This window comes from Myxococcus sp. SDU36 (assembly GCF_030168875.1).
Classification (GTDB): Bacteria; Myxococcota; Myxococcia; order Myxococcales; family Myxococcaceae; genus Myxococcus; species Myxococcus vastator.
In genome coordinates, this window is sequence record NZ_CP077414.1 from 279,335 (window position 1) to 299,888 (window position 20,554).

A 20,554-nucleotide genomic window follows, 5' to 3' on the forward strand; every position below is an offset into this window, starting at 1 on the left:
CATGCGTTCAGGCTAAGGTCCGCGCCCGTGCAGGCTCCCAGGGACGAGCTGTCTTCGCGGCGTTTTCAACAACGATTGGCCCAGGCGATGGGCGTGACGCGGGTGGCGCGGGTCACCGGGTTGGACCGGACCGGCGTGGAGGTGGCGTGCGCGGTGCGGCCGGGAGGCCACGTCCTCCAGGTGTGCAACGGCAAGGGCCTCTCCTACGACGACGCGGCCTGGGGCGCGCTGCTGGAGACGGCGGAGCTGTGGGCGGCGGAGACGGTGGTGCCGGGCGCCTTCGTGTGGGGCTCGCGGGCGGAGCTGGAGGGCCACCTGGGCGAGCTGTGGGGCGCCGACGAACTGGGCTCGGCGGGGGCGCTGGTGGCGCCGCGCTTGTGGAGCCCGCATGTGCGCTGTGCCTGGCTCGAGGCGTGGAACCTGTACTCCGATGAGCCGGTATGGGTGCCCGCGCAGGGCGTGCACGTGCCTCCCTCCGGGAGCCTCGGGGTGGGGCCGGTGGCGGTGGCGTGGACGAGCAACGGCTCCGGCGCGCACCCGGACGCGCGGCGGGCCCTGCTGCACGCGCTGCTGGAGGCCACGGAGCGGGACCAGCTCGCGCGGATGATGCCGGAGGGGTGGACGGAAGCGGTCGTCCAGCGTCGGCTGCTGCGAACGCCCGAGCTGCGCGAGCTCGCTCCCGCCGTGGAGGCCCTGGCTGGAGCGTTGCGCGAGCGGGGCTTTGGTGTGTACCTCTTCGACGCCACGCCCGCCGCGCGCACGCGGGGCGCGGTGGGGCTGCCGGTGGGCGCGGCGGTGCTGGTGGACCTGGAAGAGGGCCCGGTGCCGCTCACCGCGGGTTATGCGTGTGCATTGACGCGCGAGGCGGCCTTGCTGAAGGCCCTGCTGGAGGCGGCGCAGTCGCGGCTGACGGACATCCACGGCGCCCGCGAGGACGTGGCCGCCGCGGACCGGGAGGCGGCGCGGGGCTTCGCGGAGGCCTGTGCCCAGGTCCGTCCGCGGCGGCGCGCCGCGGACATGCCGGACCTGGGGGCGAAGGCGAAGGGCGCCGCGGCGGAGCAGGTGCGCCAGGTGCTGGCGCTGCTCCGGCGCGCGGGCTTCAAGCGGGCGGCGGCGGTGGCGTTGTCGTCCCCGGTGGAGGGCCTTCACGTTCAGAAGGTCGTGGTGCCGGACATGCGCATCTCGGAGCTCCTATGAAGCGGCGCGCGGACCAGCTCGTGGTGTTCCTGGGCCCCTCTCTCCCGGAGGCCGAAGCGAGGCGGCTGGCGCCCTGCACGGTGCTGCCGCCCGCGAGACAGGGGGACGTGTGGCGCGCGCTGCGGCTGCGGCCCCGGGCCATCGCCCTGGTGGATGGCGTCTTCGAGGCCCAGCCCTCGGTGTGGCACCACGAGCTGCTGGCGGCGCTGGAGGCGGGCGTGGCCGTCTTCGGGGGCGGCAGCATGGGCGCCCTGCGCGCGGCGGAGCTGGCGCCGCACGGCGTGGTGGGCGTGGGGCGCATCTTCGAGTGGTACCGCGATGGCGTGGTGGTGGATGACTCGGAGGTGGCGCTGCTGCACGCGGACGGTGAGCACGGCTGGCGTCCGCTCACGGTGCCCCTGGTCAACGTCCGGCACGCGGCGGAGTGCGCGGCCCAGGCGCGGGTGCTGACGCGCGAGGCGGCCCGGGCGCTCGTCGACGCGGGCCAGTCCGTCTTCTACCAGGAGCGGACCTGGGCGCGCGTGCTGGAGGTCGTGGCGCCTCGCTGGTCCGCGTCCACCCGGGCCGCGTGGGACGCGTGGTCTCCGCGCGGCGCGGAGGACCTGAAGCGGCGGGACGCGCTCGCGTGCCTCCGGACGGCGGGGGAGTGGGTGGCCTCGGGTGCGCCCGCGCCGCAGGGCGCTCCGCGTGAGCCGTCGTCCCTGGTCCGGCGCCGGCGGCTGGTGGATGACGTGACGGCGACGCAGGCGGGCGCCGTGTCCTCGGGGCAGGTGCTGGACGTCCTGCGTGAGTCCCCGGACGCGGCGGCGCTGGCCGAGGCGGGACTGCGGCGGGCGCTGCTCGCGGGCTGGGCGCGCACCCTGGGACTGGGCGTCTCCCCCGCAGAGGTGGCCGAGGAGGAGGCCCGTTGGTGGCAGGCCCAGCGCGTGCCCGCCTCGCGCCGTGAGGCCCACCTCGCCCGCCTGGGACTGGACGCGGTGGGGCTGCGGCGGCTGTGTGAGGAGCTCGCGCTGGAGCGGCTCGTCCTGACGCACTCCGCGCGCCTGCTGCCGGACGGCCCGTCCTGGGACGAAGCGCTGGCCTCCGAGGCTCGGCTGAGCGGGGCCTGGGCGGACGCCGCCGAGGCGGTGGACCCAACGGAGGGCGTTGGGTCTTCCTGAGCAGTGGACTTACCTCGCGGGTAAGTGAAAACGTGACATCCCCGGGGGAAACGATAAGGTCAACCCTGGAGGTTGCCCTTGTCCAGCCCCGCTCCCTGGGTGGTTACCGAGTCTTCCGCGCGAATGGCGCCGCCACGGGCCGTGCGTCCCGCGCGTGACGTTGCGGGTGGGGCGGGTGGAGGGCAACGACTGTGGCCGTGAGGTCGCCTCCCTTCCATCCGGATCAGCTCGTCCCGGGCAGCGAGGTCGGCCCCTGGCGCGTCGTCGCGTCGCTGGGCTCGGGGGGCTTCGGCCGGGTCTTCCAGGTGGAGCGGGCGGGCCGCCACTACTCGCTGAAGATGGCGCTGCGTCCGGCGGGACTCCACGCGGCGGAGGAAGAGGACATCAACGGCCGGCTGGCGCATGAGGTCGCGGCGCTGCTGTCCTGCGCGCCCCATCCGAACCTCCCGGCGTTGCACGCCGTGGACCGCTGGCCCGAGCCGCCCGACGGCTACCTGTACTTCGTCACCGACTACATCGATGGCGAGACGTTCCACGAGTGGCGCTGGCGGGTGAAGCCCACGGCGGCGCACCTGCTGTCCGTCTTCACGGAGGTGGTCCGCGTGATGGCGGACCTGCACCGCCGGGGCGTGCACCACCGGGACATGAAGGGCGACAACGTCCTCATCCGCCGCGAGGACGAGCGCCCCTTCCTCATCGACCTGGGCACGGTGCGGCTGCCCGCGGCCACGACGTTGACGGTGGGCGTGGCGCCCGCCTCGCCCCATCTGCTGCCGCCCGAGTGCGTCGCCTTCCTGCGCGAAGGCTCCTGGCAGCAGGGCGCCAGCTTCGACGCGGGCGTGCCGGGGGACCTCTACGCGCTGGGCGCGCTGCTGTACGAGGCGCTCACGGATGGCTACGCGTTCGACCCGAAGCTCCCGTATGACCGCCTGCTGCCGGCCATCGAGACGGTGACGCCGCGCGCGCCCCACGTCGTCAACCCGAAGGTGCCGCGCGCCCTGGGTGACATCGCCCTGCGGCTGCTCGCGAAGCGCCCCGAGGACCGCTACGCCAACACGGAGGCCCTGCTCCAGGCCCTCTGGGACGTGGCCAAGGAGAAGCGGCAGCCCGCCTGGAAGGTGTCGCTGGACCGTCCTCCCGAGGGCGCGGACGCGGAGGCCCCGCGGGTGCGCATGGTGCCCGACGCCTCCACGTCCTCGCGGCCCGTCCGGCCCCGGGAGTCGTCCGGTGGCGCGCCGGTGCTGCCCCTCAATCCGGAGCCCCGGGAGGCCCCCGTGGCGAGCGCGGGCGCACCCGTGGCGGCGTCCGAGCCCTCAGGCGATGCAGCCGCGCCGGCGACGCCCGCGGCGGAGACACCCGCGCCGCCGGCACCGCGTACGAGCCGCCGAGTCGCATGGGGGTGGGGCGTGGCCGCCCTGCTGGGCGTGGGGTTGGTGGTGTTCGGGGTGAGCCGCTTCGCGCTGCCCACCGCGGGAGACCCGGCTCCTGTCCCGTCTCTTCCCATTGAGAAAGGAAGTCCCGCAGTGACGAGTCGTTCTTCGAATCCCTCCGAGATGCCCCTCCCAGAGGCGATGCCGCCCTCTCCGGACGCGGGCGCGGTCCACGACACGGGCGCGCAGGACGAAGTGTCCGCACAACCGACCTCCTCCGACGCGGAGGTGGAAGCGGCCCACGCGGCGCGGCCCAGGAAGCGCCCGTCGGCCGGGGGCGCCCTGGGCAAGGCCGCCGCCGTGGCCTGCCTCACCGCCGCCTGCGCCAGCGGGCCTCAGGTGCGGGACGAGCCGCCCCAGCGCACGTGCCCGCCAGAGGTGGTGGAGGGCATGAGGAAGCGGGGCTTCAAGATGGCCAGGATGATGGGCAACTGGGAGACGCTCTACATCAACCCCAAGAAAGACATCATCCCCGTGCCGCCAGACGGCAGCCCCATCACCCTCCACGCCGTTGATGAGGTCGTCAGTCACTATGAGGGGAGGTTCCCGAGAGGGACCCGGATGTACGGCACGTTGTTCCGGGGCAAGACGCACGTCTACGGCTGGATCACCGAGGTGGAGACGCCCGACGGCCAGCGGCTGGCGGTCTGCGCCAACATCGTTGACAGTCCCTTCCCGAAGCGAGTCGGGATGCCCTACGAACCGTCGGACACACCTGGCGAGCTGCTGATGAGTTCGGGCATCAACCTGAAGACGTCACAAGTGTCCGGTCAAATGGGGACGCCCGAGTAGGCCTCCAGCCTGTCATGGTGCGGACGCGCCCTTGCTGGAGGTAACTCGCTCTTGAATGGTTCGTCCGCATTCATCGTGCTCGCGTGGGGAGTGTTGTGGGCCGCCGCGGGGCAGGCCGCGGCACTGGACACGCCAGGCACTGGCACCTCGGTCCGGCGCATCGACGTCCAGGCTGGGATGCTGGTGACGCCACCGGAGGTCCGCATCAGTCCCGGACTGTCCACCACCTTGTTCTTCGATGCGCGCATCCGCCCCGAGCAATTGGTCCTGGAGGGCCGTGAGCGGTTCCAGCGCTTCGGGGTGACCGAGGACCACCTGGTGCTGGTGCCCTCGTCCACGTTTCGGGAGGGTGAGCGGCTGCGGTTGGAGGTCCGCTTCCATGATGGCGCGGTGCCCGAGCGCGCCGTCGTGGTGCTCGTCGTGGATTCCGCGCGCGCGGAGCGCCAAATCGAGCTCTACCGCCACGCGCGCTCCGCGGCGTCCTACCGGCAGGAGGTGGAGGAACTCCGGGCGGAGATGCTCCGGCTGGAGCGCCAGGTGCAACAACTCCAGCGCTCCCGCGCGGGGGCGGAGTACACCCGTGAGTCCGTTGTCGCGGACGTTCGGGACGAGGGGACCCTCATCATCCAGAAGTGGGCCGTCCGGAAGGTGACGGGAGACGTCGCCCCCTGGCGCGTGGGCTTCATCCGCCTGTCCCCCCGGTGGGCCGCGCTGCGGCTCAAGCCGCCGAAGGAGGTGGCGTGGGATGGCTGGCGCGCGGTGGGGGTGGCGCTCACGGACGCCCAAGGCAAGCGGATGAGGACACTCCCTCCCTGGCAGGAGGGCCCGGTGGACCCCGACGGCCACCGGCCCGTCATCATCATCGTGGACGAGCCAGAGAGCGTGGACCGCGGCCGATACACGCTCGAGCTCTGGGACGAGGGCCGCAAGCGGACCTTGAAGCTGGAGGGACTCCAGGCCCGGTGAGCGCGCCACTTGAGCCCCGCGCCCCGCCGTGTAGGGTGCCGCTCAGGCCGATGACCTCCATCCCCCCGCCCGAGTCCCTCCGCTGCGTCAACGCCGATTCCCGCGAGCCGTCGGGCTACCGCGCGGCGTTGGGCGACACCCGCGCCGCGTTGCTCCACACGGACCCGCCGTACTGCCTGCTCACCCGGCGGCGCAAGGGCGGTGACCTGCGGGACACGCGCGCGCACAAGAAGATTGACCAGAACCCCATCGTCCGCTTCGAGACGGTGCGCGACTACCGCGCCTTCTCCGAGGCCTGGCTGTCGCGCGCCACCGCGCACCTGACGCCGGACGCGCCCCTCATCATCTGGACGAACCTGCTGGGCAAGGAGCCCCTCCTCACCGCCGCGCGCGGGCTGGGCTATCCGCACCTGCGCGGCGAGTACGTCTGGGGCAAGCGCACCACTGACAAGAACGCCAACGAGCAGACGCTCCGCGTCTACGAAGTCGCCCTCGTGATTGCCCGCACGCCCGCGCCGCCGCTGGCGCCAGGAGACCTGCCCACCGTCTGGGCCGTCGTCGGCGGCTACGACGATGAAGGCGAGGCGAAGCGCTGGGGCGGCCACCCGCACCACAAGCCCTTCTCCGTCCTGGAGCCGCTGCTGCGCACGTACAGCCGCCCGGGGGACACGGTGCTGGACCCCTTCGCGGGCAGCGGCTCCATGCCGTCGGCGGCGCTGCGGCTGGGCCGGCGGCCCGCGTGCCTGGAAATCGAGCCGGAGTGGGCCGAGCGCGTCACCCACCGCCTGCGCGAGACGGCCCGCGAGGAGGCTCAGCGCGCCAGCGCCCGGTAGAGGCGCGTGTCCGCCCACGCGGGGATGTCGGTGGGACGGTGTCCCCACCAGTTCATCACCAGCGTGCGGCGCTGGCGGGACGCCCCGGGCAGCTTCCCGTCGGGAATCTGGTTGTCCGCGTCCAGCACGCCGTGCGTGAGCGTGCCGTCGAACGTCACCAGCCGGTTGGGCCGGGGCGTCACCAGGTCGGCGGTGTCCAGGTTCGCGGGAGCCAGGGACGGGTTGGCCGCGTCTGGCGGCTCGCGCGTCACCACCAGCGCGCCGCCGCGCACCCGGTTGAGGAACAGCACCGAGGAGATGCGCGGGTGCACCAGCTCCCCGGTGCGCAGCGCGAGCTTCTCGTCGCGGTCCTGGTGGAAGTCCACGCGCACGTCCGTCGGGTACATGCGTGACAGCCACCACTCCACGCCGGCCACGCGGCGGCTGCCGGCGATGTGCGGACGCAGCGTGAGGATGATGTCCTCCACCACGTTGGCCGCGGGGCCGAAGTCGTACCAGAAGGTCGTCTGGTAGGTCTGGCGCAGGCGCTCCGTGCCCACGACGCCCAAGCGCCGCAGCAGGCGGCGGAAGAGCAGGGGGGGCACGGCGTTCTCGGTGAGTCGAACGAGGGTTTCCACGAGGAGGACAGCATGCCATCTTCGCCTACCGCCCGGTGGCGTGGACCATTCTCCTCCGGCGAGGAGGGCTCGGAGACTTGATGAAGGCGCACCAGAAGATGCTCGTCGGTATTGCCTCCGGCGCGGTGGCGGGACTCGTCGCCAACGTCGTCGCGGGCGGCGCGCCCTGGCTGGCCTTCGTCGTGGACAATGTCGCCTCGCCGGTGGGGCAGATCTTCATCCGCCTGTTGCTGATGCTCGTGGTGCCGCTGCTGTTCTCCGCCATCGTCGCGGCGGTGGCGGAGCTGGACCTCAAGCAGGTGGGGCGGCTGGGGGCTCGCACGCTGGGCTACACCGTCGTCCTGTCCTCCATCTCCGTCCTCATCGGCCTGGTGCTGGTCAACACGCTGCAGCCCGGCGCGGGCCTCAGTGACGAGGCCCGCGCGCTGGCCCAGGGCGGGATGACCATCCAGGCGGCCGCCGCGCCAGGGGCGTCCTCGTTCGGCGCGGTGCTCATCTCCATGGTGCCCACCAACCCCATCAAGGCCGCGGCGGACGGGGACTTCATCGGCCTCATCGTCTTCTCGCTCATCTTCGGCCTGGGCGTGGCGCTCACCCCGACGGAGCCCGTGCTGCGCCTGCGGGAAACCATCCAGGGCCTCTACGACGTGATGATGAAGCTCATCGACGGCGTGCTGAGCCTGGCGCCCTTCGGCGTGGCCGCGCTGCTGTTCTCCATGACGGCGCGGCTGGGCTTCGGCATCTTCGTGCAGCTCGCCTCGTACATGGGCACGGTGCTGCTGGCGCTGGGCCTGCACATGTTCGTCGTCTACTCGCTGTCGGTGCGCTTCCTGGGCGGGCGCAACCCCATCGAGTTCTTCCGCGGCAGCCGGCTGGCCATCGTCACCGCCTTCTCCACGTCCTCTTCCAGCGCCACGCTGCCCACCGCGCTCAAGGTGGCGGAGGAGAACCTCAAGCTGCCGCGCAACGTGTCGCGCTTCGTGCTCACCGCCGGCTCGGCCATGAACCAGAACGGCACCGCGCTCTTCGAAGGCGTCACGGTGCTCTTCCTCGCCCAGGTCTACGGCGTGCCGCTCACCCTGTCCGACCAGGCGCTCATCATGTTCATCTGCATCCTGGCGGGCATTGGCACCGCGGGGGTGCCGGCGGGCTCCATCCCCGTCATCGCGATGATTCTGGGCATGTTCAAGATTCCGGTGGAGGGCCTGGGCCTCATCCTGGGCGTGGACCGCTTCCTGGACATGTGCCGCACCACGCTCAACGTCACCGGGGACCTGGCCGCCGCCGTCTACGTGGCGCGCGGGGAGCCGGCCGACAGCCCGGCCGAAGAGGGAGCCGTGGACCCCTCCGCGTCCTGACGCCGGGCATTTCCCGCCGCACCTTCCCACGGCAAACGCAGTCCCAACGCAGTCATCGGCAAGGAGCCCCGCATGAGGGTCGCCAAGGATTCCGTCGTCTCGCTCGAATACCGGCTGCACCTGGGAGACGGTCAGGTCATCGACCAGAGCGCGCCCCAGCAGCCGCTCTCCTACCTGCACGGGCACCGGCAGATTGTCCCGGGGCTCGAGGGCGCCCTGGAGGGCATGGGCCTGGGGGAGAGCAAGCAGGTGGTGGTGGCGCCCGGCCAGGGCTACGGCGAGCACGACCCGGCGGGCGTGCGCACCGTGCCGCGCGACATGCTGCCGCCCGGCTTCTCGCCGCAGGCCGGCCAGACGTTGATGGCGCAGACGGACCAGGGCGACATCCCGCTGCGCATCCAGGAGGTGCGCGAGGACGGCGTCGTGGTGGACCTCAACCACCCGCTGGCCGGCAAGACGCTGCACTTCGACGTCACCGTGAAGGACGTGCGGACCGCCACGCAGGAGGAGCTCACCCACGGCCACGTCCACGGGCCGGGCGGGCATGAGCACGGTTGACGTGCCGCCCTGACGCGGCGCGGCCAGCCCAGGAGGTTGGCCCGCCCGTCACACGTCGCGCTCGCGAGGGGAAGTGGCGTGGATTATCTTCGCGGCCCCCATGAGCCAGTCCCCCTCGCAGACGCCCAGCCCCAGCGACCTCCGCATCCCACCGTCCGACGTAGCGGGGGACGCGGGCGCCTCCGCGGCCCACGACCCGGAGCGTTACTGGTTGGAGCACGTCTACCAGGGTGGTGCGCGCCAGCTCACGGTGCGCGCCGTCATCGCCGGCATGGCGATTGGCGCGGTGATGTGCCTGTCCAACCTGTACGTCATCCTCAAGACGGGCTGGAGCCTGGGCGTCACCATCACCGCCTGCATCCTGGCCTTCGCGGTGTTCGGCACGCTGCGCTCGATTCGGGTGCTGAAGACGGAGTTCACCGACCTGGAGAACAACGCCATGGGCTCGGTGGCGTCGGCCGCGGGCTACATGACGGGCGGCGGCAACATGGCCGCGGTGCCCGCGCTGCTGATGCTGACGGGGACGCTGCCGTCCTCGGGCTGGTTGATGGTCTGGTTCGCCGTCATCTCCGCGCTGGGCGTCTTCGCGGCCATCCCCATCAAGCGCCAGCTCATCAACATCGAGGCGCTGCCGTTCCCCACCGGCACGGCCACCGCGGAGACCATCCGCGCGCTGCACGGCCATGGTGAGGTGGCCCGGCGCAAGTCGCGGCTGCTCGGCATCTCCGGTGCCATTGGCGCGTTCGTCGTGGCCCTGCGCGACGCGCGCTTCACGTGGCTGGCCAACATCCCGGAGAAGGTGAGCCTGCCCTTCACGATGCTGGGGAAGAAGGCGTCGGCGTGGTCGCTGTCCTTCGAGTTCAGCCTGCTGCTGGTGGGCGCGGGCGCGCTGGTGAGCTTCCGCACGGGCTGGTCCATGCTGCTGGGCGCGGTGCTCACCTACGGCTTCCTGGCCCCGGCCATGGTGAGCCAGGGCGCCATCTCCGAGGTCAGCTACCGCTCCATCAACAGCTGGATGGTGTGGACGGGCTCCGCGGTGCTGGTGTCCTCGGGCCTGCTCTCCTTCGCCTTCCAGTGGCGCAGCGTGGCGCGCTCCTTCAAGTCGCTGTCCGGCCTGTTCAAGGGGAAGGACGCGAAGGCGGAGGAGGCGGACCCGCTGGCCGGCATCGAATGCCCGCCCTCGTGGTTCCCCCTGGGCTTCGCGATTCTGGGCCCGGTGGCCGTGTTCCTCATGGCCTACCTGTTCCAGATTCCGTGGTGGGCGGGCGTGCTGGCCATGCCGCTGGCCGTCGTGATGGGCGTCATCGCCAGCCGGGTGACGGGCGAGACGGACACCACGCCCACCAAGGCGCTGGGCCCCGTCACGCAGCTCATCTTCGGCGGCCTGGCGCCGGGCAACATCCCCGCCAACGTCATGAGCGCCAACGCGACGGGCGGCGTGGGACTTCACGCGGCGGACCTGCTGACGGACCTCAAGTCCGGGTGGCTGCTGGGCGCCAACCCGCGCCAGCAGTTCGTCGCGCAGCTCTTCGGCGTGGTGGCCGGCGCGGCGGTGGTGGTGCCCGTGTTCAAGATTCTGGTGCCGGACGCCAGCATGCTGGGCTCCGAGGAGTTCCCCGCGCCCGCCTCCATGGTGTGGGCCGGCGTGTCGAAGCTGCTCGCCACGGGCGTGGCCGCGCTGCCAGGCTCGGCGCGCGTGGGCGCGCTGTGCGGCGCCACGCTGGGCATCTTCCTGGTGCTGCTGGAGCGCTGGGCCCCGGCGAAGGCGAAGGCCTACGTGCCGTCCCCCGCGGGCTTCGGGCTGGCCATCGTGATTCCGGGCTCCAGCTCCATCGCCTTCTTCCTGGGCTCGGCCATCGCCGCGCTGCTGCGCCGCACGAAGCCGAAGCTGGCGGACGACATGGTGCTGCCGGTGTCCTCCGGCTTCATCGCGGGAGAGAGCCTGCTGGGCATCGGCATCGCGATGGCGAAGGCCTTCGGCGTGATGCCCAAGTAGGACGCGACGGCGGGGCGGGGCGCTTCAGTCCACCCGGAAGGTGGAGAACGAGGCGCCCGCCATGAAGCGGAAGGTGGGCGTGTCCATGCCGGCGCCCAGGCCCGGCCCGCCCAGGACGTAGAGGTCCAGCCAGGACAGCGCGTGCTTGCGGATGGCCAGCAGCAGCTCGCCGGCCGGACGGCCGCCTTGCAGCGGCAGCCCCGCCACCACGCTCACCTCGCCGCGCGTGCTCTCCCCCGCCCGCGACGTCACCGTGGCGCCCAGCCGCAGCTCGCTGCCGATGACGTCCTGGGAGTAGCCAGACACGCTGAAGAGCTCGTGCTTCTTGCGCACCAGCACGCCGGCCTCCCCGCCCACCTGCCACGTCTCCGCCAGGAAGCCGACCTGCAGGCGCGGGTGCACCGCGTAGTCGTCCCGGGCCAGCAGCGCCGTGCTGCCCACCGGGAGCGCGGCCGACACGTCCGCCGCCAACTGGAAGCCGAAGTCTTGACGCAGCAGCGCCGCGCGCAGGCCCAGCCACGGCGTCCCCATCCCCGAGCCTTCCGGGGCGTTGAAGTCCCGGAAGCGCGAGCCGCCCTGGCTGACGATGAAGGGCACCTCCGCGGCGACCTGGAGCCACGGCAGCACGCCGTAGGCGGCCGTCAGGTCCATGGTGAAGCGGTCCTCCACCAGGCCACTGCCGCTGCCCGGCTCCCACCGCCGCTGGAAGTGGAAGGGGAGCTGCTCGTAGTGCCCCTGGACGGACATCCGCAGCGCGCCCTGGGGCAGCGTGCGGCCCGTTCCCACCATCAGCGAGCCCAGCGCCGCCGGGTCCAATTCCAGACGCTGGAGGTTGAAGGAGGGGAGCGAGCGGCCCTGGGCCCGCGTTTCAGCGGGGCCGAGAAGCAGGGCCAATGAGGACAACACAGAGACAAGCGCAAGCGCAGGCCGGGACGGCAAGACGACGCCTCCAATGAATCATGACGTGAGTGCGACGGCCCCGAAGCCCCCCACGAGTCGCACGACGCGCCAGCCCCGCGCAAGGGCTGCACGCCTTCCCTTGCGTCCAGCAAGTACTGGGGTTCCCAACAACGCACTGACTTGACGTGCCAGTCGTCCGGATTCTCCCTGGGTTTCCGCGAAGTCCCATTCCCAGACATGGCTGGGAATGGACAGACGCGCGCCGGCCTATGTGCTGGCGGCGGCCAGGTCCTGCAGCTCCTGCCAGCGCGTGTACAGCCGGTCCACCTCGGCGACGGTGGCGTCCAGCTCCTTCTGCACCTCCGCCACCTTGGAGCCGTTGCTGTACACGGCGGGGTCGGCGAGCTGGGCCTCCAGGCCGGCCTTGCGCGACTCGGCGGCTTCGATGGTGGCCTCCATGCCGTCCAGCTCGCGCTGGTCCTTGTAGGAGAGCTTCCCGGCCTTGCGCGTGGCCTTGGCGGGCGCGGGGGCGGGCTCGTCCTGCCGGGGCGCGGGCTTGGGAGCGGGGGCCGCGGCCTTCGCGTCCGACTGCTCCTTCAGCCGCCGGTACATGGCGTAGTTGCCCTCGTAGCGGGTGACGCGGCCGTCGCCCTCGAAGGTGAGGATGCTGGTGGCAACTTTGTCCAGGAAGTACCGGTCGTGGGTGACGAGCAGGGTGCTGCCCCCGAAGTCCAGGAGCAGCCGCTCCAGGATGTTGAGGGTGACGATGTCCAAATCATTGGTGGGCTCGTCCAGCACCAGCACGTTGGCGCCCTCCAGGAACAGGCGCGCCAGCAGCAGCCGGTTGCGCTCGCCGCCTGACAGCGCCTTCACCTTCATGCGCTGCATGGGCACGGGGAAGAGCAGGTCGTCCAGGTAGTCGCGCAGGGCCACCTTCTGGTCGCCCAACTCCACCCAGTCCTCGCCCTGCGAGGCCGACTCGTACACGGTGGCCTCCAGGTCGAGCTGCGCCCGGCTCTGGTCGTAGTACGCCACCTTCGTGTTCTTCCCGATGACGAGCTTGCCGCCGTCGGGCTCCACCTCGCCCAGCAGCACGCGCAGGAAGGTCGTCTTGCCCACGCCGTTGGGGCCCACCAGGCCCACGCGCTCGCCGCGCTGGAGGCGGAAGTCCACGCCGTCCAGCACCTTCCGGTCGCCAAAGGCCTTCTGCACGCCCTCGGCCTCGATGACGGTGTGGCCCAGCCGGGGCGCCGCCGCCACGCGCAGGTCCGCCACCTTGGGGCGCTCGAAGCCCTTCTCCGCCATCAGCTTCTGCGCCCGGTCGATGCGCGACTTGCTCTTGGTGCGGCGGGCCTCCGGGCCCTTGCGCAGCCACGCAACTTCCTGCGCAATCCAGCGCTCGCGCTTGTGCTGCGCCAGCGCGGCGTTCTCCTGCGCCACCAGCTTCTGCTCCACGTAGGCCTGGTAGTTGCCGGGATAGGACGTCACGCCCGCGCCGGGCTGGATTTCGACGATGCGGTCCACCAGCCCGTCCAGGAAGTACCGGTCGTGCGTGACGAGCAGCAGCGCCCCGGGCAGCTTGTCCAGCTCCTCCTCCAGCCAGTCCACCGTGTCCGCGTCCAGGTGGTTGGTGGGCTCGTCCAGCAGCAGCAGGTCCGGCCGCGTCAGCAGGGCCCGGGCAATGGCCACGCGCTTGCGCAGGCCGCCGGACAGCTGCGCCACGGGCCGGTCCCAGTCCTTCACGCCCAGCCTGTCCAGCAGCGTCTTCGCGTGGTGCTCGGTGTCCCAGCCGCCCATCTGCTCAATGCGGTCGCTGAGCGCGGAGAACTGCGCCATGAGCTTGTCCTGCTCTTGCGCGGGGGCGGACTCCATCCGCTGCGCCAGCTCCGCGTGGGCGGCCAGCGTCTCCTTCAGCGGCCCCTGGGACACGGACAGCTCGGAGGCCACCGTGGCGCCTTCGGGGAACTCCGGCTCCTGGGGCAGGTAGGTGACGCGGGCGCCGCGGCGCAGCTGGAGCTCGCCCGTGTCGGCGCGGGAGGCCCCGGCCAGGATTTTCATCAGCGACGACTTGCCGGAGCCGTTGACGCCCACCAGGCCCACCCGCTCTCCCTCTTCGATGGTGAAGGTGAGGTCCTGGAAGACGGTGCGGCTTCCGAAGCTGAGCTGAACGTTGGCGGCGCGGAGCAGCGTCACGGTGTCGGACTCCTGAAAAGGCGAAAGGCGCCCCTCATTGAAGAGGGACGCCTTCCTTACCGCCAGAGTGTGGCGGATGCGCGGACTACTTGCGCGCGGCCTGCTCAGCGGCCTGCTTCTCCTTGTACGCCGCCATCAGGGCCTCGGACTCGTTCCGGGGCACCGGCGTGTAGCGGGAGAACTCCATCGTGTACTCGCCCTTGCCCTGGGTGGCGGAGCGCAGGTCCGTGGAGTAGCCGAACATGGTGTTCAGCGGCACCTCGGCCACCGCCGTGACGTAGCCCTCGGCCGTCTCGGTGGAGAGGATGGTGCCACGGCGCTGGTTCAGCTGACCCACGACGGAGCCCTGGAAGTCCTCGGGGGCCTGGACCTCCACCTTCATCATCGGCTCGAGGATGATGGGCTTGGCGGCGGCGTAGCCCTCACGGAAGCCCATGATGGCGGCCGTCTTGAACGCCATTTCGGACGAGTCCACCGCGTGGAAGGCGCCGTCGTTGATGACCACGCGCACACCCACCACGGGGAAGCCGATGAGGCTGCCCTTCTTCACGGCCTCGGTGAAGCCCTTGTCGCAGGCCGGGATGAACTCGCGGGGGATGGAGCCGCCCACGATGTCGTCCACGAACTCGTACTGCTGCACCGCGTCCGAAGGCAGCGGCTCCAGGTACCCGCACACGCGGGCGAACTGGCCGGAGCCACCCGTCTGCTTCTTGTGCGTGTACGCGAACTCGCCCTTCTGGCTGATGGTCTCGCGGTAGGCCACCTGCGGCTTGCCGGCCTGGACCTCGCAGTTGTACTCGCGCTTCATGCGCTCGATGTAGATCTCCAGGTGGAGCTCACCCATGCCGCGGATGATGGTCTGCCCGGACTCCTCGTCGCGGTGCACGCGGAAGGTGGGGTCCTCCTTGGTGAACCGGTTGAGCGCCTTGGAGAAGTTGGCCAGCGCGGAGCGGTCCTTGGGGGCCACGGCGAGCGAAATCACGGCGTCCGGCACGTGCATGGACGTCATCGTGTAGTTCACGGCGCCGTCGGTGAACGTGTCACCGGACGCGCACTCGATGCCGAACAACGCGACGATGTCACCGGCGGTGGCGTCGTTGATGTCGTTCATCTGGCTGGAGTGCATGCGGACGATGCGCGGAACCTTGACCTTCTTCTGGTTCGACTGGTTGACGATGAAGTCACCCTTCGAAACCCGGCCCTGGTAGATGCGCATGTACGTCAGCTGCCCGTAGCGGCCGTCTTCCAGCTTGAACGCCAGACCGACGAAGGGCTTCTCCGGGTCGGACTCGAGGATGACCTTCGCCTCGTTGTTCTTCTGGTCCAGCGCCTCGTTCGTCGCCTCCTTGGGGTTCGGGAGGTACGAGCAGACGGCGTTCAGGAGCAGCTGCACGCCCTTGTTCTTGTAGGCGGAGCCGCACATGACCGGCGTCATCTTCAGGCCAATGGTGGCCCGGCGGATGGCGGCGACCAGCGCGTCGTTCGGGATGGCCGCGTCGGACAGGAAGAGCTCGCCGAGCTGGTCGTCGACCTCGGCCACGCCCTCAATCATCTGCTGACGGCGCTCCTTGGCCTCCTCGAGCAGCTCCGCGGGAATCTCCTCCTCGCGGACATTCTCACCGTTGTCGCCGTCGAAGTAGAACGCCTTCATGGCGATCAGGTCGACCAGGCCCTTGAAGCGGTCCTCTGCGCCGATGGGCAGCTGGAGCTTCACGGGGTGGTGGTTCAGCTTCTCCTTCAGCTGCGCGGCCACGCGGTCATAGTTCGCGCCAGCGCGGTCCATCTTGTTGACGAACGCGATGCGCGGAACGCGGTAGCGCTTCATCTGGCGGTCCACGGTGATGGACTGCGACTGCACGCCGGACACCGAGCAGAGGACCAGGATGGCGCCGTCGAGCACGCGGAGCGAGCGCTCCACCTCGATGGTGAAGTCCACGTGTCCCGGGGTGTCGATGAGGTTGATGTTGTGGTCGCCCCACATCGCGAACGTGGCGGCGGACTGGATGGTGATGCCCTTCTCACGCTCCAGGTCCATCGAGTCCATGATCGCGCCCACGCCGTCCTTGCCGCGGACCTCGTGGATCTCGTGAATCCGACCCGTATAGAACAGGATGCGCTCAGAGAGCGTCGTCTTGCCCGAGTCGATGTGGGCGGAGATACCGATGTTTCGAATCTTCTCGATGGGTGCGTTGGCGGCCACGATCCGGTCCTTCTTTTCTTGAAAGTGCCTGACGGAACAGAGCAGGCGGGGCCTCTACTTCCCACAGGACGTAGTTTCCAGCCAAATCCGCATGGAGATTGACTCACCTGAGCCTACCTCCGCCTACTCAGTGCCATTTTCAGTTGAGGTTTCTAACGATGAGCGCGACGAAAAACTCCTCCCTGGCCCGAGCCTGGCTGGACGCCTTCAACGCCTACGACGTGGACGCGCTGGTGGCGCTCTATGCCGAGGACGCCACCCACACCTCTCCCAAGATCCGGGTGCTGCACCCGGAGACGGGCGGGCGGCTGGTGGGGCGGCAGGCGCTGTCCGCCTGGTGGAAGGCGGCCAACGCCCGGCTGCCGGGGCTGCGGTATGAGCTGGTGGCCCTCACCGCGGACGAGGACAGGGTGTTCATGGAGTACCTGCGCCATGCGCCGGGGGAGGCCCCCATGCCGGTGGCGGAGGTCTTCGAGGTGCGCGGCGACCGGATTGTCGCCTCGCGCGTGTACCACGGCTGAAGCCACCCACTTGCCGGGAAGTGGGATAGCGTGCGCGGCAATGGCGAAGAACCCAGACTCCAGCGCCTTCGACAGGGACTTCGGTTACCTGATGCCGTTCCTGGACCGCGTGGCGGCGGCCGCCTCCGAGTTGGAGGATGGGTCCGCCCGCGCGGAGCTCACCCGGCTGATGGTGGAGGAGAAGGCGCGCTGGCAGCGCATCCAGGAGCTGCTCGGAGGGGCAGGGGGCCGCGGCGCCGCCGCGCCGACGCCAGCCCGGGAAGCGCCCGCCGAGGCCCCCCGGCTGGCGCGGGGCTCGGCGGACGACCTGCACGAAGCGGCCCCTTTCGCCACGGGCCTCACGGTGGGGAGCCTCAGGAGCAACCGCTGAGCTGGTCCAACGCGTCGAAGGTGGCCGCCTTGTAGGCCTCCGACAGCGTCGGGTAGTTGAAGCACGTCTCCACGAAGAGCCGGGCCCCGGAGCCGGTCAGCAGGGCCGTGAGGCCCACGTGCACCAGCTCGGAGGCCTGGGGCCCCATGACGTGCACGCCCAGCAGCTTGAGGCTCTCCCGGTGGAAGAGCAGCTTCAGCAGGCCGTGTGTGTCTCCCAGAATCTGGCCGCGCGGGTTGGTGGCGAAGGCGGCGCGGCCGGCCACGTAGGGCACGTTCAGCTTGCGCAGGGCGCCTTCCGTCTCGCCGGCCATCGACACCTCGGGGATGGTGTAGATGCCATAAGGCAGCACCGGCGCCATGGTGCGCACGCCGCCCAGGCCGAACGCGTGCTCCACGGCGATGCGCGCCTGGTCCATGGACGTGGACGCCAGCGCCGGGAAGCCGATGACGTCCCCCACGGCATAGAGGTTGGGCAGGGCCGTCTGGTACGTGGAGCCCACCTCCACCTGGCCGCGCGGGCCCACCTTCACGCCCAGGGCCTCCAGCCCCAGGCCCGCGGTGTTGGCGGTGCGGCCGGAGGCGACCAGAATCTGGTCCGTCTCCAGCGCGGCGCCGGAGGAGAGCCGCAGCCGGATGGGGGTGTCCGCGTCCCGTGGCACGTCCACCTGCTCCACCGTCTGACCGAAGCGCGACTGGATGCCGAGCGCCTCCATGCGCTGCCCCAGCAGCGCGGAGAACTCGTCGTCCAGGAAGGGCAGCAGCTCCGCGCGCGACTCCACCAGCGTCACGGGGATGCCCATGGCGGCGAACATGCATGCGTACTCACAGCCGATGACGCCTGCGCCCACCACCACCAGCGAGCGCGGCAGCCTCTCGAGCTCCAGCACCTCGTCCGAGTCGTGGATGCGCGGGTCCTCGAAGGGGTACAGCGGCGGCCGGTACGGCGACGAGCCGGTGGCCACCAGGAGGGTGTCGCCGGTGAGGCGCCGCTCCGGGGAGCCCTGGCGCCGCACGACGACGGTGTGCGCGTCCACGAGCGCGCCGGTGCCCTGGACAACCTCCACCTTGTGGCGCTGGAGGTTGCGGGCAATGCGCTCGCGCTCGATGTCCTTCACCCGCCGTTCGCGGAAGAGGAAGTCGGACACCGTGGCCTCGTGCCGCGGCGTCGTCTCCACGCTGTACAGGCCTCGCGCCCGGAAGCCGGACAGGTGGAGCGCCGTCTCGCGCAGCGTCTTGGAGGGAAGGGTGCCCGTGTTCGCCGCGGTCCCACCCAGCACGGGTTCCCGCTCCACCACCGCCACGCGCTTGCCCGCAAGCGCCGCCTGCACCGCGCCCCACTCACCCGCCGGGCCGGAGCCAATCACCACCAGGTCGAAGTCCGCCATGGGGGCGAAGGTACGCGACCGGGCCGGTCGTTTGAAGCCAATGCAAGCGGCTAGGGGACCGAGGGCGCGCGCCCCTCGTAGCGAAGCCCCTGGCGGACCTCGTCGTCCGTCAGCAGCCGGAAGGTGCCTTCGGGGATGCCTTCCAGGTCCACGCCGCCCACGGCCTCGCGGTGCAGCGCGCGCACGGGCAGGCCCACGGCGCCGAGCATCCGCTTCACCTGGTGGTGCCGGCCTTCCGTGAGCGTCACCTCCACCGTGTGCTCGTCCCGCACGTGCACCTTCGCGGGGCGGGCGAGGCCGTCATCCAACGTCATGCCCTGGCGCAGGGGCTCCACCCGCTCGTCGCTCGCGGTGCTGAAGACGGTGGCCACGTAGCGCTTGGGCAGGCGCGTGTCCGGGGACGTCGCGTGGGCCACCAGCTTGTCGTCGTTGGTGAAGAGCAGCAGGCCCGTGGAGTCCACGTCCAGGCGGCCCACGGCGTGCCACGTATAGCCGGCCAGCTCCGGCGGGAGCTGGGGCAGCAGCGCCTCGAAGACGGTGCCGGTGCGGTGCTGCCGCTCCGTGGAGGACAGCAGGCCCGCGGGCTTGTGGAAGGCCAGCACCCGCGTGGACGGGGCCTCCAGGGGCACGACGAGGCCGTCCACCTTCACAATCGCGCCCGGATGCACGGGCGTCAGGGCCATCTTCGCCACGCGGCCGTTGATGCTGACGCGGCCGGCGCGGATGGCGTCCTCCGCTTCCTTCTGGGGAAAGACGCCCGCGCGGGCCAGCGCGCGCGACAGCCAGTCTGGCTTCTCCTTGCCCTCCCAGCGTTTGTGCTGCTGCTGCGGCGGTTTCGGCTTGTCGGGCTTGCGAGGCATGGGCGCGGCACTGTACCCGGCCCGGCCTCGGGCGGGAGCAGGAGTTGTAGAGGCCCGGGGAACCCCGGCGCGCTGGAGCCGGCTTGTGGGGGGACGCCCGGCCGGCCGGTCCGTGTCCGCACGGCCGGCGTGGCCCTCTGGGAGCGCGGGCGGGGACGTGCGTCGGTGGACACCTTCCCGTCATGCGCACCCGGATTCCATATCTGACGCTCCTGGTCCCCGTTCTCGCGCTCGCCCAGTCACAGGCGCAGGCGCCCCTGCCCATCGGCCGGGAGCCCACGACGGGCCCTTCCTCGTCCACCTGGCTGTGGGTCCTGCTGCTGGTGGTGGTCGCCGCGGCCTTCGCCTGGAGCGCGATGCGCATGGCGGGGCGCAAGGGGCCGCCGACCTCCGGGCCCGGCGGGATTGGCGTGGGCAAGGGGACGGGCATCCCCCAGAAGCCGCGCTCCGTCTAGCTAGGGCGCGGGCTGGCGCTTGCGCAGGCTGTGCAGCGCGGCCAGCCACAAGCGCGCCTCCTTCCGCGTCAGCCGGGAGCGCCGCAGCGGCGCGAACAAGTCCCGCACCGCCGTGCGGCCCGGCTGGGCGTCCACCAGGAAGCCTCCCGTCGTGAGGACGGACTCCAGCGTGGACTCCACCTGCGCGAGCTCCGAGTCCGTGGCCGCCGCGGGCAGCGGGCCCGGCGGCGTGGCGGCGGCCTCCAGCATCGCCACGCGGACCTCGTAGGCGTACAGCAGCACGGCCTGCGCCAGGTTGATGGAGGGCTGCTCGGGCGCGGTCGGCACGGCGGACAAGTCATGCACGCGCTCCACCTCCGCGTTGGTGAGCCCGCTGCGCTCGTCACCGAAGACGAGCGCCACGGGCCCCTGGGGCGCCCGGGCCACCAGCTCCTCGCCCACCGCGCGTGGCGGAAGCCGGCGCTTGCCTTCGACCTTGCGCGAGCTGGTCCCCACCACCCAGACACAGTCCGCCACGGCCGCTTCCAGCGTGTCCGCGCGCCGCGCCGCGTCCAGCACGTCCCCGGCGTGGACGGCGAGCCTGCGCGCCGGCTCCAGGTCCTCCACCTCCGGGCGGACCCAGACCCAATCGGACAGGCCACAGTTCTTCAAGGCCCGGGCGGCGGCGCCCAGATTCTCCGCGTTGCGGGGGCGCATGAGGACGAATCGGACGGGCAGCACCATGCGCGGGGCACCTTAGCGCCTTCTCGCATCGCGAGGAC

The 20,554-nt window shown here is 71.1% G+C and carries 18 protein-coding genes; 11 read left to right on the top strand and 7 right to left on the bottom strand.

Going from position 1 to position 20,554, the window contains the following annotated elements:
* Positions 1-27 precede the first annotated feature (27 nt).
* The 5 genes from KGD87_RS01130 to KGD87_RS01150 all read left to right on the top strand — a co-directional run bounded on the left by KGD87_RS01130 (position 28) and on the right by KGD87_RS01150 (position 6,378).
* Entirely contained in the window at positions 28-1,197 is a 1,170-nt protein-coding gene (locus KGD87_RS01130; RefSeq protein ID WP_284665743.1) for a YcaO-like family protein, read from the top strand.
* On the top strand, positions 1,194-2,357 hold the full coding sequence (locus KGD87_RS01135; RefSeq protein ID WP_284665744.1) for a TfuA-like protein: 1,164 nt from the start codon (positions 1,194-1,196) through the stop codon (positions 2,355-2,357). Before KGD87_RS01130 ends, KGD87_RS01135 begins: the two co-directional genes overlap by 4 nt.
* Positions 2,358-2,554: 197 nt before the next feature.
* Entirely contained in the window at positions 2,555-4,579 is a 2,025-nt protein-coding gene (locus tag KGD87_RS01140) for a serine/threonine protein kinase (protein ID WP_284665745.1), read from the top strand.
* A gap of 51 nt (positions 4,580-4,630) precedes the next feature.
* Complete coding sequence (locus KGD87_RS01145; protein ID WP_284665746.1) at positions 4,631-5,545, top strand: DUF2381 family protein; 915 nt, start codon at positions 4,631-4,633, stop codon at positions 5,543-5,545.
* A 50-nt stretch (positions 5,546-5,595) separates the two neighbouring features.
* Positions 5,596-6,378, top strand: coding sequence for a DNA-methyltransferase (locus KGD87_RS01150; protein WP_284665747.1), 783 nt, complete (start codon positions 5,596-5,598; stop codon positions 6,376-6,378).
* On the opposite strand, the gene KGD87_RS01155 is transcribed toward KGD87_RS01150, so the two are convergent.
* Positions 6,357-6,995, bottom strand: coding sequence for a hypothetical protein (locus KGD87_RS01155; RefSeq protein ID WP_284665748.1), 639 nt, complete (start codon positions 6,993-6,995; stop codon positions 6,357-6,359). The genes KGD87_RS01150 and KGD87_RS01155 overlap by 22 nt on opposite strands.
* An 80-nt stretch (positions 6,996-7,075) precedes the next feature.
* Between KGD87_RS01155 and KGD87_RS01160 the strand changes: the two genes are divergently transcribed.
* The 3 genes from KGD87_RS01160 to KGD87_RS01170 all read left to right on the top strand — a co-directional run bounded on the left by KGD87_RS01160 (position 7,076) and on the right by KGD87_RS01170 (position 10,907).
* A complete protein-coding gene (locus tag KGD87_RS01160; RefSeq protein ID WP_284668747.1) occupies positions 7,076-8,353 on the top strand; it encodes a dicarboxylate/amino acid:cation symporter in 1,278 nt (425 codons plus the stop codon).
* 72 nt (positions 8,354-8,425) lie between these two features.
* Positions 8,426-8,911: an FKBP-type peptidyl-prolyl cis-trans isomerase gene (locus KGD87_RS01165; protein WP_284665749.1), complete on the top strand. Its 486-nt coding sequence runs from the start codon at positions 8,426-8,428 to the stop codon at positions 8,909-8,911.
* A 100-nt stretch (positions 8,912-9,011) separates the two neighbouring features.
* A complete protein-coding gene (locus KGD87_RS01170; RefSeq protein WP_284665750.1) occupies positions 9,012-10,907 on the top strand; it encodes an OPT family oligopeptide transporter in 1,896 nt (631 codons plus the stop codon).
* Positions 10,908-10,931: 24 nt separating this feature from the next.
* Here KGD87_RS01170 and KGD87_RS01175 read toward each other — a convergent pair whose 3' ends face one another.
* The 3 genes from KGD87_RS01175 to fusA all read right to left on the bottom strand — a co-directional run bounded on the left by KGD87_RS01175 (position 10,932) and on the right by fusA (position 16,200).
* A complete protein-coding gene (locus KGD87_RS01175) occupies positions 10,932-11,801 on the bottom strand; it encodes a flagellar motor protein MotB (protein ID WP_284665751.1) in 870 nt (289 codons plus the stop codon).
* A gap of 273 nt (positions 11,802-12,074) precedes the next feature.
* Positions 12,075-14,000 carry an ABC-F family ATP-binding cassette domain-containing protein gene (locus KGD87_RS01180; protein WP_284665752.1) on the bottom strand — a complete coding sequence of 642 codons (1,926 nt, stop codon included), beginning with the start codon at positions 13,998-14,000 and terminating at the stop codon, positions 12,075-12,077.
* A gap of 85 nt (positions 14,001-14,085) precedes the next feature.
* The gene (gene fusA / locus KGD87_RS01185) at positions 14,086-16,200 is read right to left on the bottom strand and encodes an elongation factor G (RefSeq protein WP_284665753.1); all 2,115 of its coding nucleotides are present in this window, start codon (positions 16,198-16,200) and stop codon (positions 14,086-14,088) included.
* A gap of 158 nt (positions 16,201-16,358) precedes the next feature.
* On the opposite strand from fusA, the gene KGD87_RS01190 reads away from it, so the two are divergent.
* Both KGD87_RS01190 and encD read left to right on the top strand, forming a co-directional pair.
* The gene (locus KGD87_RS01190; RefSeq protein ID WP_284665754.1) at positions 16,359-16,721 is read left to right on the top strand and encodes a nuclear transport factor 2 family protein; all 363 of its coding nucleotides are present in this window, start codon (positions 16,359-16,361) and stop codon (positions 16,719-16,721) included.
* Between the two features lie 40 nt (positions 16,722-16,761).
* On the top strand, positions 16,762-17,091 hold the full coding sequence (gene encD, locus KGD87_RS01195; protein WP_163782799.1) for an encapsulin nanocompartment cargo ferric reductase EncD: 330 nt from the start codon (positions 16,762-16,764) through the stop codon (positions 17,089-17,091).
* On the opposite strand, the gene sthA is transcribed toward encD, so the two are convergent.
* Both sthA and KGD87_RS01205 read right to left on the bottom strand, forming a co-directional pair.
* A complete protein-coding gene (gene sthA, locus KGD87_RS01200; protein ID WP_284665755.1) occupies positions 17,075-18,478 on the bottom strand; it encodes a Si-specific NAD(P)(+) transhydrogenase in 1,404 nt (467 codons plus the stop codon). The genes encD and sthA overlap by 17 nt on opposite strands.
* A gap of 50 nt (positions 18,479-18,528) precedes the next feature.
* Positions 18,529-19,338: a pseudouridine synthase gene (locus tag KGD87_RS01205; RefSeq protein WP_284665756.1), complete on the bottom strand. Its 810-nt coding sequence runs from the start codon at positions 19,336-19,338 to the stop codon at positions 18,529-18,531.
* Positions 19,339-19,520: 182 nt separating this feature from the next.
* Here KGD87_RS01205 and KGD87_RS01210 point away from each other — a divergent pair, with 182 nt between their 5' ends.
* Positions 19,521-19,793: a hypothetical protein gene (locus KGD87_RS01210; RefSeq protein WP_176418327.1), complete on the top strand. Its 273-nt coding sequence runs from the start codon at positions 19,521-19,523 to the stop codon at positions 19,791-19,793.
* Here KGD87_RS01210 and KGD87_RS01215 read toward each other — a convergent pair whose 3' ends face one another.
* Complete coding sequence (locus tag KGD87_RS01215; RefSeq protein ID WP_284665757.1) at positions 19,794-20,516, bottom strand: RNA methyltransferase; 723 nt, start codon at positions 20,514-20,516, stop codon at positions 19,794-19,796.
* Between the last annotated feature and the right edge of the window lie 38 nt (positions 20,517-20,554).